16 protein-coding genes are annotated in these 13,279 nt (G+C 53.1%); all 16 read left to right on the forward strand.

Translation table 11 applies throughout. From position 1 onward, the window contains the following. Positions 1-72 precede the first annotated feature (72 nt). The 16 genes from rsmG to Q1A69_RS08420 all read left to right on the forward strand — a co-directional run bounded on the left by rsmG (position 73) and on the right by Q1A69_RS08420 (position 13,248). On the forward strand, positions 73-702 hold the full coding sequence (gene rsmG / locus Q1A69_RS08345) for a 16S rRNA (guanine(527)-N(7))-methyltransferase RsmG (RefSeq protein ID WP_299583927.1): 630 nt from the start codon (positions 73-75) through the stop codon (positions 700-702). A 124-nt stretch (positions 703-826) separates the two neighbouring features. Then, complete coding sequence (locus tag Q1A69_RS08350) at positions 827-1,636, forward strand: ParA family protein (protein WP_299583930.1); 810 nt, start codon at positions 827-829, stop codon at positions 1,634-1,636. 11 nt (positions 1,637-1,647) lie between these two features. Next, positions 1,648-2,547 carry a ParB/RepB/Spo0J family partition protein gene (locus Q1A69_RS08355; protein ID WP_299583933.1) on the forward strand — a complete coding sequence of 300 codons (900 nt, stop codon included), beginning with the start codon at positions 1,648-1,650 and terminating at the stop codon, positions 2,545-2,547. A 202-nt stretch (positions 2,548-2,749) separates the two neighbouring features. Further along, positions 2,750-3,112: an ATP synthase subunit I gene (locus tag Q1A69_RS08360; RefSeq protein WP_299583936.1), complete on the forward strand. Its 363-nt coding sequence runs from the start codon at positions 2,750-2,752 to the stop codon at positions 3,110-3,112. A gap of 49 nt (positions 3,113-3,161) precedes the next feature. Beyond that, positions 3,162-4,088: a F0F1 ATP synthase subunit A gene (atpB, locus tag Q1A69_RS08365; RefSeq protein ID WP_299583939.1), complete on the forward strand. Its 927-nt coding sequence runs from the start codon at positions 3,162-3,164 to the stop codon at positions 4,086-4,088. 66 nt (positions 4,089-4,154) lie between these two features. Continuing rightward, the gene (gene atpE, locus Q1A69_RS08370) at positions 4,155-4,400 is read left to right on the forward strand and encodes a F0F1 ATP synthase subunit C (protein ID WP_020413895.1); all 246 of its coding nucleotides are present in this window, start codon (positions 4,155-4,157) and stop codon (positions 4,398-4,400) included. 52 nt (positions 4,401-4,452) lie between these two features. Further along, positions 4,453-4,923: a F0F1 ATP synthase subunit B gene (locus tag Q1A69_RS08375; protein WP_299583942.1), complete on the forward strand. Its 471-nt coding sequence runs from the start codon at positions 4,453-4,455 to the stop codon at positions 4,921-4,923. A gap of 13 nt (positions 4,924-4,936) precedes the next feature. After that, complete coding sequence (locus Q1A69_RS08380) at positions 4,937-5,473, forward strand: F0F1 ATP synthase subunit delta (RefSeq protein WP_299583945.1); 537 nt, start codon at positions 4,937-4,939, stop codon at positions 5,471-5,473. A gap of 50 nt (positions 5,474-5,523) precedes the next feature. After that, positions 5,524-7,068 (forward strand): F0F1 ATP synthase subunit alpha, encoded by a 1,545-nt coding sequence (atpA, locus tag Q1A69_RS08385; RefSeq protein WP_299583948.1) that lies wholly within the window; start codon positions 5,524-5,526, stop codon positions 7,066-7,068. A gap of 76 nt (positions 7,069-7,144) precedes the next feature. After that, positions 7,145-8,005, forward strand: coding sequence for a F0F1 ATP synthase subunit gamma (gene atpG / locus Q1A69_RS08390; RefSeq protein ID WP_299583951.1), 861 nt, complete (start codon positions 7,145-7,147; stop codon positions 8,003-8,005). 60 nt (positions 8,006-8,065) lie between these two features. Beyond that, positions 8,066-9,469 (forward strand): F0F1 ATP synthase subunit beta, encoded by a 1,404-nt coding sequence (atpD, locus tag Q1A69_RS08395; RefSeq protein WP_299583954.1) that lies wholly within the window; start codon positions 8,066-8,068, stop codon positions 9,467-9,469. Positions 9,470-9,487: 18 nt separating this feature from the next. After that, positions 9,488-9,907 carry a F0F1 ATP synthase subunit epsilon gene (locus Q1A69_RS08400; RefSeq protein ID WP_299583956.1) on the forward strand — a complete coding sequence of 140 codons (420 nt, stop codon included), beginning with the start codon at positions 9,488-9,490 and terminating at the stop codon, positions 9,905-9,907. Between the two features lie 182 nt (positions 9,908-10,089). Further along, positions 10,090-11,076, forward strand: coding sequence for a hypothetical protein (locus Q1A69_RS08405; protein WP_299583959.1), 987 nt, complete (start codon positions 10,090-10,092; stop codon positions 11,074-11,076). A 5-nt stretch (positions 11,077-11,081) separates the two neighbouring features. Then, positions 11,082-11,531: a VOC family protein gene (locus tag Q1A69_RS08410; protein ID WP_299583962.1), complete on the forward strand. Its 450-nt coding sequence runs from the start codon at positions 11,082-11,084 to the stop codon at positions 11,529-11,531. 143 nt (positions 11,532-11,674) lie between these two features. Then, a complete protein-coding gene (locus Q1A69_RS08415; protein ID WP_299583965.1) occupies positions 11,675-12,307 on the forward strand; it encodes a glutathione S-transferase family protein in 633 nt (210 codons plus the stop codon). 146 nt (positions 12,308-12,453) lie between these two features. After that, positions 12,454-13,248: a formate/nitrite transporter family protein gene (locus tag Q1A69_RS08420; protein WP_299583968.1), complete on the forward strand. Its 795-nt coding sequence runs from the start codon at positions 12,454-12,456 to the stop codon at positions 13,246-13,248. Positions 13,249-13,279 lie beyond the last annotated feature (31 nt).

Consider the following 13,279-nt stretch of genomic DNA (forward strand, 5'->3'; position numbering starts at 1 on the left):
GTGGCCCGCGAGACCCTGCGGGGGGATTTGAACTTCGCGGGATTACCGGGGGATAGACCCATTTCGCACTCAATGGAACAGTTTCGTCCGCGCCTGTCGGAGGCGGCGGCACAGATGTCGGTGGGGCTCAGTGAGCAACAGCAGAGCCAACTGCTGGAGTATTTGGCCCTGTTTGATCGCTGGAATAGCGCTTACAACCTCTCGGCGATCCGCGATCCAGAGCAGATGTTGGAGCGCCACCTTATCGACAGTCTCAGTGTGGTCAATTTCTGTGGTGAGGGACCGCTGATCGATGTCGGTAGCGGTGGCGGATTGCCGGGAATTCCACTGGCTATCATGCACCCACAGCGCCCAATCACCCTGCTTGACAGCAACGGAAAGAAAACCCGCTTCCTGTTCCAGGTGGCCAGTACCCTGCCCCTACCCAATGTGACGGTTGTGAATGAGCGCGTTGAATCCTTTATTCCGGAGCAGCCCTTCGCCGGTGTTGTATCCAGGGCCTTTGCCTCTATCGACGATATGGTCGCCGGCAGTGAACACATGTTGGCACCCGGTGGCCGCTTTTACGCCATGAAGGGCAAGCTGCCGGAGGATGAGTTGAGCGCTCTGCCAAAAGGCATTAAGGTCGAACAGGTGCACCGACTGACGGTGCCTGGCTGCGATGCGGAACGCCACCTGATACAGCTTTGCCGTGCGCAATAAACGCGTATCCGGTTAAGCTCGCACCGACCCAAAGCACTTTCCCATGGGAAACCTAAAAGCCACTGGTACCAATGGGTACAGGCATCGGGATAGACCTTCCCGAAAACTACAAAGGACCAGAATCTTGAGCAAGATATTTGCTGTGGCCAACCAGAAAGGTGGTGTGGGCAAGACCACCACCTGCGTCAACCTGGCCGCATCCCTGGTGGCCAACAAGCGGCGCGTATTGCTGATCGACCTGGATCCCCAGGGCAATGCCACCATGGGCAGTGGTGTGGATAAAAGCGACCTGCAGGCGTCCGGTTACGATGTGCTCGCCGCCGAGCTTCCGCTTGATCAGGCAATTGTACCCACGGAAAGTGGTTTCGACCTGGTCCCGGGCAATGGCGACCTGTCCGCCGCTGAAGTGGAGCTTCTCAGCCTGGAGGGGCGTGAATCCCGATTGCGCAATACGCTCGCGGCAGTATCCAGTCGCTACGACTACGTAATTATCGACTGTCCGCCATCGTTGAATATGCTCACGGTGAATGCCCTCTGCGCGGCCCACGGTGTGTTGATTCCCATGCAGTGCGAGTACTACGCACTGGAGGGCCTATCGGCGCTGGTGGATACTATCACTCAGATTCAGCAAGCGGCCAACCCGGATCTCAAGATCGAGGGCATACTGCGCACCATGTACGACCCGCGCAACAGTCTCACCAGTGAAGTGTCCGCTCAGCTGCAGGAGTATTTTGGCGAGCGCCTCTACCGCACCTGTATTCCTCGCAATGTGCGCCTGGCGGAAGCCCCCAGCTTTGGCAAGCCGGCGCTGGAGTACGACCGCCACTCTAAAGGTGCCATCGCCTACCTGGCCCTGGCCTGCGAAATCAATCGCCGCCATCCCGCCAGCCAATCTTCCAATAAGAAAAACCGCCCTGTGGCGGAAGCGGTATAAGGGGAATTTTTATGGCCGCCAAACGCAAAGGACTGGGTCGGGGTTTGTCCCACCTGATCAGTAAGAGCGCCGGTTCCACTGTCACCTCAGCCAGTGGTGACACAGTCAGCGAAGCCGTTGTCGACGGTGAGTTGAAAGAGCTTCCGATCGAATTTTTGCAACGTGGGCGCTACCAGCCGCGCCGCGATTTTCCGCAGGAATCTCTTCAGGAGTTGGCCGATTCCATTCGTGCCCAAGGCATTATGCAGCCTCTTGTGGTGCGTGAAATTGGTGAACAGAGCTACGAGATTATCGCCGGTGAGCGCCGCTGGCGCGCCGCTCAGCTCGCCGGGCTGGACAAAGTGCCCACCCTGCTGCGCGATGTGACCGACGAAGCCGCTATCGCCATGGCGCTCATTGAAAATATTCAGCGCGAGGACCTGAATCCGATCGAAGAGGCCGTGGCACTGAAGCGCCTGCAGGATGAATTCAAACTAACCCAGCAGGAGGTTGCCGATGCGGTGGGTAAGTCGCGCACCGCGGTGACCAACTTGTTGCGCCTACTGGGACTCAGTGAGGAGGTGCGCACCTTTCTCGAGCGCGGTGATCTGGAGCTGGGGCACGCCAAGGCTCTGCTCGGCTTATCTGGAGCCACTCAGCGCTCGGCCGCGCGCCAGGTTGTCGAGCGCAGTCTCACTGTGCGCCAGACTGAGGCGCTGGTACGTCGCTTGCAGCAGCCGGCGGCACCTGCGCCGGAGAAGCCCAAGCCGGACCCCAACATTCGCCGTCTGAGCGAGCGCCTTGCGGAGAAAGTCGGGGTGCCTGTGTCGATCGATCACAATGACAAAGGCAGTGGCCGCCTAGTACTCAAGTACACCTCCCTGGAGGAGTTGGACGGAATCCTCGCCCATCTGGGCTACGCCGAAGATTGAGACAGTTGTACAGTGCGCGTCCAGGTGGCGCGCTCAATAACTGTTGGCAAATACTCACTGCGCAGAGTAATTCCGTGCAAAACCTCCAGAAAATCAAATAAGTTGACGACATTTGCCGGTTGAATCGGCGATGCTGTTGCTCCATAATTCGCACGCCCAAATTTTGGGCGGACAGCGCACAAAAAGTCGGCTTATCCCGTCTATGAAAAAACCTCCGGTATTGATAATTGCCGCGGTACAGCTCCTGCTGGTATCGCTGGTCGGTGCGGTAATGCACCTGAGTGGCAAACCGGTGACTGCGCTCTCCGTTTTGATCGGCGGCGCCTTGAACGCGCTGCCCAGTGCATATTTTGGCAGGCGCGCCTTCCGCGATAGCGGTGCGCGCGCGGCCCATCGCGTGGTAGGCAATTTCTATCGCGCGGAAACCGGCAAATTTATATTGACCATAGCGGGCTTTGCGGGGGTGTTTGCCTCCGTCAAGCCGCTAAACGCGGCGGCGCTTTTTATCAGCTACGGCCTCTGTGTAATCGTGCAGTGGATTTTGGTGGCGCGTATGGTCCGCTAGCCGGTGCAGAAGAAAAAAGAATTCTTACTTTTACGATTGTTGAGGAATTATGGCAGGCGAAGCTCAAACTGCGACGGGGTATATCCAACACCACCTGCAAAACATGACTTACGGCAAACTGCCGGCCGGTTACACCCGCGCCGATGGCAGTGTGCTCGGTGAGTCTACCTGGACCATGGCGCACTCCTCCCAGGAAGCCGCGGACATGGGCTTTTGGGCCCTGCACGTGGACACCTTGGGCTGGTCGATCGGCCTCGGTCTGATTTTTTGTTTCCTATTTGCCCGCGCTGCAAAAAAAGCCAGTGTGGTCAGACCCACCGGCTTTCAGAGCTTTGTGGAACTGGTGACCGAATTTATCGATAAGTTGGTGAGAGAAACCTTCCCGCACCGCAATACGATGGTGGCGCCCATGGCCCTGACCATCTTTGTGTGGGTGTTTCTTATGAACTTGATGGACCTGGTGCCGGTTGACTGGCTGCCGATGGCTGCCGCCAAGATCTCCGGTAATGATCACCTCTTCTTTAAAGTGGTTCCCACTACCGACCCCAACGCCACTCTGGGTATGGCCCTGGCTGTGTTCGCACTGATGATTTTCTTCAGTATTCGCGAAAAAGGTGCCCTCGGTTTCCTCAAAGAGTTGACCCTGCACCCCTTCCATACCGGCAAGTGGTTCTTTGACATCCTGCTGATCCCGGTGAACTTCCTGTTGGAAGCCGTTTCCCTGATTGCCAAGCCGATTTCTCTGGGCCTGCGTCTGTTCGGAAACCTGTATGCCGGTGAAATGATCTTTATCCTGATCGCCATTGTCTTTGGCGTGGGTGTCCTCGGCTTTATCGGTGCGGGCTTACTGCATATGGGCTGGGCAATCTTCCACGTACTGGTAATTACCCTGCAGGCGTTCGTCTTTATGGTGTTAAGCACTGTGTACATGGCGATGGCACACCATCGCGATGACGAGCACGAGCACGACCAATAAGTTTTTAACAGTTAACCCTTTACTCAACCTTTACAACAACTCTTTAACTTTGATTTGGAGAACACAATGGAAGCATTAGGTCTGGTTTACATCGCAAGTGCACTGCTGATCGGTTTGGGCGCTCTGGGCACCGCTATCGGTTTCGGTACCCTGGGTGGCAAGCTGTTGGAAGGTTCTGCACGCCAGCCTGAGCAAGCGCCGGCTCTGCAGGGCAAAATGTTCCTGATGGCGGGTCTGCTCGATGCGGTTCCGATGATCGGTGTTGGTATCGCCATGTACCTGATCTTCGCCGTAGCTCCTGGTCTGGTTTAATTACGCCGTTCCAATTGCCCTTAACCCTATTTAAAGAGCAAGAGGTGTCGGTGTGAATATCAACCTGACTCTAATCGGCCAGTCGATTACTTTTCTGTTTTTCGTCTGGTTTTGCTGGAAGTTTGTATGGCCGCCGCTTTTGGGCGTGATGAAAGAGCGTGAGCAGAAGATCGCTGACGGTCTAGCTGACGCCGAGCACGCGCAGAAAGATCTGGAATTGGCCAAGCGCAAGGCTGCTGAGCAGTTGAAAGCGGCCAAAGATCAGGCGGGCGAGATTATCGATGGTGCCAACAAGCGCGCCAATCAGATTCTCGACGAAGCCAAGCAGGCGGCACAGTCTGAGGGCGATCGCCTGAAGGCTGCGGCTAAAGCTGAGATCGACCAAGAAGTGAATCGCGCTAAAGAGCAGCTGCGCAGCCGTGTGGCAGACCTGTCTGTTCTGGGTGCGGAGAAGATTCTCGCGGTCAATATCGACGCCAAGGCGCATGACGACCTGATCGATAAACTGGCAGCCGAGCTGTAAGCGAGGAATCCCCATGGCGGAACTCAGCACACTGGCCCGGCCCTACGCGAAAGCTGCATTCAGCTATGCGCAGCAAGCCTCCAATCTCAAAGGTTGGAGCGTTGCGCTGGAAACTGCGGCGGCGGTCAGCCAGAACGAAAAAGTGCGTGAGCTGCTGGATAACCCACAGCTCACCAGTGAAGAGCGCGCAGATAAATTCCTGTCGATCTGTTCAGACGAGCTCGGCGAGTACGGAAAAAACTTCATCCGGTTGCTGGCGGAAAACCACCGTCTGCAGCTGCTGCCGGAAATTTCCGAGCTGTTCGAAGCGCTGAAAGCGCAGGCGGAAGCCACTCTCGAAGTGGAAGTCGTTTCTGCGCAAGCACTGAGCGATGCGCAGGCACAAGCGCTGAGCGTAAAACTCAGCAAGAAGTTTGAACGCGAAATACATCTGCACAGCTCGGTGGACGAGAGCCTGCTGGGCGGCGCGATCATCCGTGCCGGTGATACAGTCATCGACGGTACCGTACGCGGCCGTCTGGCCAAGCTCGCCGAGGCGATGAACTCCTAAATTACTCTCTCCCGTCGGCAGCTGTCGGCGGGGGACTTGAGGAACAGAGCATGCAGCAACTGAATCCCTCTGAGATCAGTGAAATCATCAAGAGCCGCATCGAAAATCTCGATGTGAGCACTGAAGCCCAAAATGAGGGCACCATTGTTTCCGTTTCCGACGGTATCATCCGCATCCACGGCCTGGCCGATGTGATGTACGGCGAGATGATCGAGTTCGAAGGCGGCGTTTACGGTATGGCGCTGAACCTGGAGCGCGACTCCGTTGGTGCTGTAATCCTGGGTGACTACAAATCTCTGGCCGAAGGCCAGAAATGTCGTTGCACCGGCCGTATTTTGGAGACCCCGGTTGGCCCGGAACTGCTCGGCCGCGTTGTAGACGCGCTGGGCAATCCGATCGACGGCAAGGGTCCGCTGAACAACAAACTGACCGACGCGGTTGAAAAGGTAGCGCCTGGCGTTATCGCCCGTCAGTCTGTTGACCAGCCTGTACAAACCGGTTTGAAAGCGGTTGATACCATGATCCCGATCGGTCGTGGCCAGCGTGAGCTGATCATCGGTGACCGTCAGATCGGTAAGACTGCGGTGGCGATCGACGCCATCATCAACCAGAAAGGCACCGGCGTTAAGTGTGTCTACGTTGCTGTGGGACAGAAGCAGTCCTCTATTGCCAACGTAGTGCGCAAGCTCGAAGAGCACGGTGCGATGGATCACACCATCGTGGTTGCCGCTGGCGCCGCCGATCCGGCTGCGATGCAGTTTTTGGCTCCCTACGTTGGCTGTACCATGGGTGAGTACTTCCGCGACCGCGGTGAAGACGCCCTGATCGTATACGATGACCTGACCAAGCAGGCTTGGGCCTACCGTCAGATCTCCCTGCTGCTGAAGCGTCCGCCTGGACGTGAAGCTTACCCCGGTGACGTTTTCTACTTGCACTCCCGTCTGCTGGAGCGCGCCGCGCGTGTCAACGCCGACTACGTAGAGAAGTTCACCAATGGTGAAGTCAAAGGCAAGACCGGCTCTCTGACCGCCCTGCCGATCATCGAAACCCAGGCCGGTGACGTTTCCGCGTTCGTACCGACCAACGTGATTTCCATTACCGATGGCCAGATCTTCCTTGAGACCGATCTGTTCAACTCCGGTATCCGCCCTGCGATCAACCCGGGGATCTCTGTATCCCGTGTAGGTGGTGCAGCGCAGACCAAGGTGATCAAAAAGCTGTCCGGTGGTATCCGTACCGCTCTGGCCCAGTACCGCGAATTGGCGGCATTCTCCCAGTTTGCCTCCGACCTGGACGAAGCCACTAAGGCCCAGCTGGATCACGGTGAGCGCGTAACCGAGCTGATGAAGCAGAAGCAGTATTCCCCGCTGTCTATCGCGGATATGGCTGTTTCCGTTTACGCCGCCGACAAGGGTTACCTGAAAGAAGTAGAAGTTGCCAAGGTGCTGGATTTCGAAGCCGCCCTGCTCGCGTTTATGAACAGCGAACATGCAGAGCTGATGGAGAAAGTGAACGCCACTGGTAACTACAACGATGAAATCGATGCAGCTTTCAAGGCCGCTATCGAGAAATTCGTCGCTACTAGCAGCTGGTAAGAACTCCCTGGAGAGCGCGAAAGAGCGGCTTGCCGCTCTTTCGGAATCTAACTTCCAGCGAACAAGGTAAATCACTATGGCAGGCGGAAAAGAAGTACGCACAAAAATTGCCAGCATCAAGAGCACGCAGAAAATTACTGCCGCAATGGAAATGGTTGCAGCCAGTAAAATGCGCAGAGCTCAGGATCGCATGGCACTGGGGCGTCCCTACGCCCAGCGCATACGCGCAGTGATCGGCCACGTCGCCAACGCTTCGGCCGAGTACCAGCATATTTACCTGCAGGAGCGCGAGGCCAAGCGGGTCGGTTTTATTCTGGTATCCACTGACCGCGGACTCTGTGGTGGCTTGAACGTCAATATGTTCAAGGCAGCCATTCGCGAGATGCAGGCGTGGTCCAATAAAGGCGCCGACGTCGAAGTCTGCGCGGTAGGTAACAAGGCGGCCAGTTTCTTTAACGCCATCGGCAGCAAGGTTGTCGCAGCGGTTCGCGACCTGGGCGATGCGCCCCAGGCCAACAAGCTGATTGGCTCAGTAAAAGTAATGCTGGACCGTTACGCGGAAGGCGATATCGATCGCCTGTTCCTGGTATCCAGTGAGTTTATCAACACCATGTCGCAGAAGCCGCGGGTCGAGCAATTGCTGCCGCTGCCGAAGGACGAAGATGAAAAACTCATGCACGAGTGGGACTACCTCTACGAGCCGGATCCGGTTGAATTGCTGGATGGGTTGCTGGCTCGCTATATCGAGTCCCAGGTATACCAGGCAGTAGTTGAAAACAAAGCCTGTGAGCAGGCGGCGCGTATGATCGCGATGAAGAGCGCCACCGATAATGCCGGTGAGCTGATCGATCAGTTGCAGCTTGTCTACAACAAGGCGCGTCAGGCGGCCATTACCCAGGAGCTGTCCGAAATTGTCGGCGGCGCGGCGGCGGTTTAATCCGCTGCCTCCAGCAGTTAATGGTCAGCCTAGAAAGAATTTAAAGCTGAGGATCCGGAAATGAGTAACGGGCAAATTGTGCAAGTGATCGGAGCGGTCATCGACGTGGAATTCCCACGTGATTCCGTTCCGAATGTATACGACGCACTGGTGGTTGAGGAAAAGAACCTCACCATGGAAGTGCAGCAGCAGTTGGGCGACGGCGTGGTACGCGCTATTGCCATGGGTTCATCCGAAGGTATCAGCCGCGGTCTGCCCGTGCGCAATACCGGCGCTCCGGTTTCTGTACCGGTAGGCCTGGAAACCCTCGGTCGCATCATGGACGTGCTCGGCAACCCGATTGACGAGTGTGGCCCTATCGGTGAGAAAGAGCGCTCCTCTATTCACCGCGCTGCGCCGACTTACGAAGAGCAGTCCAGCTCTACCGAACTGCTGGAAACCGGCATCAAGGTTATCGACCTGGTTTGCCCGTTCGCCAAGGGTGGTAAGGTTGGTCTGTTCGGTGGTGCCGGTGTTGGTAAAACCGTAAACATGATGGAACTGATCAACAACATCGCTACCGAGCACTCCGGTTTGTCCGTGTTCGCCGGTGTTGGTGAGCGTACCCGTGAAGGTAACGATTTCTACTACGAGATGGCCGAATCCGGTGTTGTAGACCTGGAAAATAAAGCCAACTCCAAAGTGGCAATGGTTTACGGTCAGATGAATGAGCCGCCCGGAAACCGTCTGCGTGTTGCCCTGACCGGCCTGACCATGGCGGAGAAATTCCGCGATGAAGGCAAAGACGTACTGTTGTTCGTCGACAACATCTACCGTTACACCCTGGCGGGAACCGAAGTATCCGCACTGCTGGGCCGTATGCCTTCTGCGGTAGGTTACCAGCCAACCCTGGCGGAAGAGATGGGCGTTCTGCAGGAACGTATTACCTCTACCAAGACCGGTTCTATCACCTCTATCCAGGCGGTATACGTACCAGCGGATGACTTGACTGACCCGTCTCCGGCGACCACCTTCGCGCACTTGGACTCTACCGTAGTACTGAGCCGTGATATCGCTGCAAAAGGTATTTACCCGGCTGTTGACCCTCTGGATTCCACCTCTCGTCAGTTGGACCCGCAGGTAATCGGTCAGGAGCACTACGAAGTGGCTCGCGGCGTACAGTCCGTTCTGCAGCGCTACAAAGAGCTGAAGGACATTATTGCGATCCTGGGTATGGACGAACTGTCTGAAGAAGACAAGCAGACCGTAGCCCGCGCCCGTAAGATTGAACGTTTCCTGTCCCAGCCATTCCACGTTGCGGAAATTTTCACCGGTGCACCAGGTAAATACGTTTCCCTGAAAGAAACCATCCGTGGCTTCCAGGGTATCCTGAGCGGTGAATATGACCACATGCCGGAACAGGCCTTCTACATGGTGGGAACCATCGACGAAGCTGTGGAAAAAGCCAACAAGAGCAAAGGCTAAGCCAGAGAGGCATATACTATGGCCATGACAGTACATTGTGACATTGTCAGCGCCGAGCAGTCTCTCTTCTCCGGACTGGTGCAGATGGTGATTGTGAGTGGTATCGAAGGGGAGCTGGGTCTCTCCTACGGCCACGCACAGCTGCTCACCGCCCTGAAGCCCGGTCCGGTACGCATCATCAAGCCCGGTGGTGAAGAGGAAGTACTGTTCGTCAGCGGTGGCTACGCCGAGGTGCAGCCAAACATGGTGACTATCCTCGCGGATGTTGCCGAGCGTGAAATCGATGAGGATGCCGCGCAGAAGGCCCGCGAAGAAGCGGAACACGCCCTGCACAAGGCGCCGTCTGAAGTTGACTATGCGCGTATCTCTGCCCAACTGGCTGAGGCCGAAGCGCGTCTGCGTACCCTGCAGGCGATTCGCAAGGCAGCCGGTAAGTAAGCAGTTCCTACCCTTCGGTAAGAATTGTTTACGACAAAAAGCAGCTTCGGCTGCTTTTTTTATTCCTTATAAAAATTTGTCCCCATCCCACCTTCTCTTCAATACCCGTACTGAAGCCTTTTCTATACTGTGTATTGGCTGGTTTAGCCAAATATTGTTTCCCTTTTTAGTGGCGTGGTTTTATGAGTTTTATTCGCTTTTCTCAAAGGCCTCTCAGGAGTTTTACTTTCTTTCTGGCGCTTCCTTTTTTGTTTTGGCAAGTTAACGGTTATTGCCAACCCCATATTTATACGCTTGCGGAAAGATTGGTGGAGACAAAACCTTTAGTGATCCCCGGTAATATATTTGTATCGGGAATCTCCCCATCACCAAACCGAGTGCCAAGTCACTTGAAAGAATTTGGGTTTTATCACTCTGGCTGGGATGAAGACGATATTCCTGAAGTTGCGGATTTTTCTACTTTTGTGGATGTTTGGCACTTCGATAAAGACTTAATGGAAATTGCCAGGAAGCACGGGTTAAAAATTTGGGTGGCACTTGCGCCTATTTTTTTCAAAGATGAAGGTAAAAACAAGCAAGAGGATTATCTTGATCGATGGTATAAGGCTAGGGAATCTTTACTGCCATTCAAAGATATTATTTATGCTTTCGATCCCCTTGATGAACCGTTTCAGAGATCTTTATTGCCCGATAGAGAACTGAAATCTTACCTAGAAGAAATTAGTGATCTGCTAATAAAGGATTTCCCCAGTGCAAAACGTGCAATTACCTTTACAAGTTATACGGTCAATAGAGCTAGATTTCAGCTGGTCGTACCTGAGAATTATAATTTATTTGGCGTTGATCATTATGTTGGAGTTTCTTTTCAGAATGAAATTGTGGAAAGATTAATAAATAAAACTCAGCATCTTGATGCTAAATATTATTTGATCCCAAGGGCATTTAAAACAACGAATAGTTATTACGGGTTTTTATTACATAGTGAGTTGGTGATGAGGGCGAGGCAAGCCTATGACTTCGCAATTTCTAATCCTAAAGTAGAAGTGATTTTTCCATTTCAGTGGAGGGATTTTTTGGGGGGTGGCGAGGATTATATCGGAGTTGGAAGTATCCCAGAGCTACGCCGTGAATATAAAAAAATCGGAAGTGCTATCACTAAAGACAGGTAATAATTTTGCCATTTGAACTGGTAGTTAAAAATCCTGATCATGTGACTGTAGTTGTCACTAATCTTACAGAGAGTCAAAATTTTTTTGGGCTGTTGGGTTTCGAACTTAAGATTAGCGAGCGGATCTCTGGGGATAAAATGTCCGAATATCTGGCTATAAAGGACATGGAAGCCGATCATCTGACCATGGTTTTAAAGGAATCTGAGCCAAGATTTGAAATACAGCTTTTGCACTTTCGAAAACCCAAAATCAATTCTGATCCTGAAATAATTAATCTGGCAAGACCTGGATATAACCATCTCTGCTTCAGGGTGGATAATATTGAACTATCTATAAATCACTTACGGAAAAATGGTGTGCGTATTCGCAGTCCTATTCTTGAGTATCTAAATAGAAAACTGGTGTACATTGAAGGTCCGGAATTTATTACCGTAGAATTATCGGAGTGGCTTTGAGCTAATTCTATCAAATACGCTGCCTCTATGTTTATATGTTTTTTTCATTTAAAAATATCCTGAAACATTGGTTGGCATGAAAAACCCTCGAAAAACGCCACGGTTGCCATAGACTATGTGCTCCAATTTTCAGGGAGAGAATCATGTCCGATAATTTGATTTTATATACCAACCCGCAGTCTCGTGGATGCATAGTACGTTGGATGCTGGAGGAGTTGGGAGTACCGTATCGCACCGAGGTGCTCGAGTACGGCGAAGCGATGAAAGCCGCTGACTATTTATCGCTAAATCCAATGGGCAAGGTACCCACTTTGGTTCATGAAGAGCGCATTATTACTGAATGTGCGGCGATTTGCGTTTATCTAGCGGAGGTATTTGCAGATTCCGATTTGGCCCCAAAAAGTGATGATGAGAGAGCAAGGTACTACCGCTGGATGTTTTTTGCAGCAGGACCGATGGAATCGGCGATAGTGAATAAAAATATCTTTGGTGAAGACGCTGGCAAAGATAAGCAAGAAATGCTGGGTTACGGGACCTACCAACTGGCACTGGATGCTCTCTCCAGCGTGATTAAATCCAGTGCTTATATTGTAGGTGACCGGTTTACTGCCGCCGATGTATACATCGGCGCTCAGCTTGGCTGGGGCTTACAGTTTGGCACGATCGAAAAGCGTGAAGAGTTCCAGGAGTATGTTTCTCGCTTGTCTCAGCGGGAGGCCTTCCAGCGTGCTCATGCCCTGGATCAAGCCCTTTTGAAAGAGGTTGATGAGGCGTAGTCGAACCTCTCTCTGACGCCATCCCAAGGCCCTGTTTTACAGGGCTTTTTTATTCTTGGGGTGTACTGGAATCGAAGCAGCTATTCTGGTTGTAACGGCAAAATTGTCTTCAATTTGATGTGGATACTTCCAGTTTATTGCACTGAATGAGTAGTGATAGCGACCGACCAAAAAGCGAACGGGCAGTCCTGCGTGAGCAAATGGATGCCAGCCTGCATGAGTATGAGCGCGAAAGCCGCTCGCTCTTGCTGTCATCGATTGCTGCGGGGCTGGAGATCGGCTTTAGCTTTTTCCTGATGGTGGTGCTGTTTAGCCATTTTCATGAGTTGTTAGAAAAGTCCACCTTGCACTTGGTGCTATCACTGAGTTATCCCATCGGATTTATCCTCGTTATTATTGGGCGTACCGATCTTTTTACCGAGCACACAACACTGGCAATTCTTCCGGTGGTCGACGGTAGACAGCGTATTCGGGACTTGGGGCGTATCTGGGGCTTAATCTACCTGGGTAATATGATAGGCGCTTTTGTGTTCGCCCTAATATTGGTGAGCTATGCGTTAGTTAGTCAGAATATTGTGCCGTCAGGATTTGATTATTACGGGCAGAAGTTAATTGATGATAACAATAGCGCACTATTTCTCGGCGCGGTTCTCGCCGGTTGGTTAATGGGGCTACTGGGTTGGTTGGTTTCATCGAGTACGGATACTATTGGCCGAATTACAGTCATCACCGTGGTGACGTTTGTTATTGGTTTCGGTGGTTTACCTCACTGTGTTGCCGGCGCGGTGGCAATTTTTAGTGCCTGGATCGGCGGCGATGCTGGTGTGGGGTTGCTTGAGGTGATTCGTTTTCAGGTTATTGCCACCCTGGGTAATACGATTGGAGGGGCGGTGTTCGTAGGCTTGTTAAAGTATGGATATATCACCAATAACCTGCCTTGATGGAATGGCGCTGTAGAGCGTGTTTTTTCAG

Source organism: uncultured Microbulbifer sp. (assembly GCF_947498635.1).
GTDB lineage: Bacteria > Pseudomonadota > Gammaproteobacteria > Pseudomonadales > Cellvibrionaceae > Microbulbifer > Microbulbifer echini.

Excerpts from the sequence above, each read along its gene's own strand:
- Q1A69_RS08360 (WP_299583936.1), top strand. The coding sequence starts at position 2,750 with ATGAAAAAACCTCCGGTATTGATAATTGCCGCGGTACAGCTCCTGCTG.
- Q1A69_RS08380 (WP_299583945.1), top strand. The coding sequence starts at position 4,937 with ATGGCGGAACTCAGCACACTGGCCCGGCCCTACGCGAAAGCTGCATTC.
- Q1A69_RS08415 (WP_299583965.1), top strand. The coding sequence starts at position 11,675 with ATGTCCGATAATTTGATTTTATATACCAACCCGCAGTCTCGTGGATGC.
- atpG (WP_299583951.1), top strand. The coding sequence starts at position 7,145 with ATGGCAGGCGGAAAAGAAGTACGCACAAAAATTGCCAGCATCAAGAGC.
- Q1A69_RS08420 (WP_299583968.1), top strand. The coding sequence starts at position 12,454 with ATGAGTAGTGATAGCGACCGACCAAAAAGCGAACGGGCAGTCCTGCGT.
- rsmG (WP_299583927.1), top strand. The coding sequence starts at position 73 with ATGGAACAGTTTCGTCCGCGCCTGTCGGAGGCGGCGGCACAGATGTCG.
- atpE (WP_020413895.1), top strand. The coding sequence starts at position 4,155 with ATGGAAGCATTAGGTCTGGTTTACATCGCAAGTGCACTGCTGATCGGT.
- atpD (WP_299583954.1), top strand. The coding sequence starts at position 8,066 with ATGAGTAACGGGCAAATTGTGCAAGTGATCGGAGCGGTCATCGACGTG.
- Q1A69_RS08355 (WP_299583933.1), top strand. The coding sequence starts at position 1,648 with ATGGCCGCCAAACGCAAAGGACTGGGTCGGGGTTTGTCCCACCTGATC.
- Q1A69_RS08405 (WP_299583959.1), top strand. The coding sequence starts at position 10,090 with ATGAGTTTTATTCGCTTTTCTCAAAGGCCTCTCAGGAGTTTTACTTTC.
- atpB (WP_299583939.1), top strand. The coding sequence starts at position 3,162 with ATGGCAGGCGAAGCTCAAACTGCGACGGGGTATATCCAACACCACCTG.
- atpA (WP_299583948.1), top strand. The coding sequence starts at position 5,524 with ATGCAGCAACTGAATCCCTCTGAGATCAGTGAAATCATCAAGAGCCGC.
- Q1A69_RS08400 (WP_299583956.1), top strand. The coding sequence starts at position 9,488 with ATGGCCATGACAGTACATTGTGACATTGTCAGCGCCGAGCAGTCTCTC.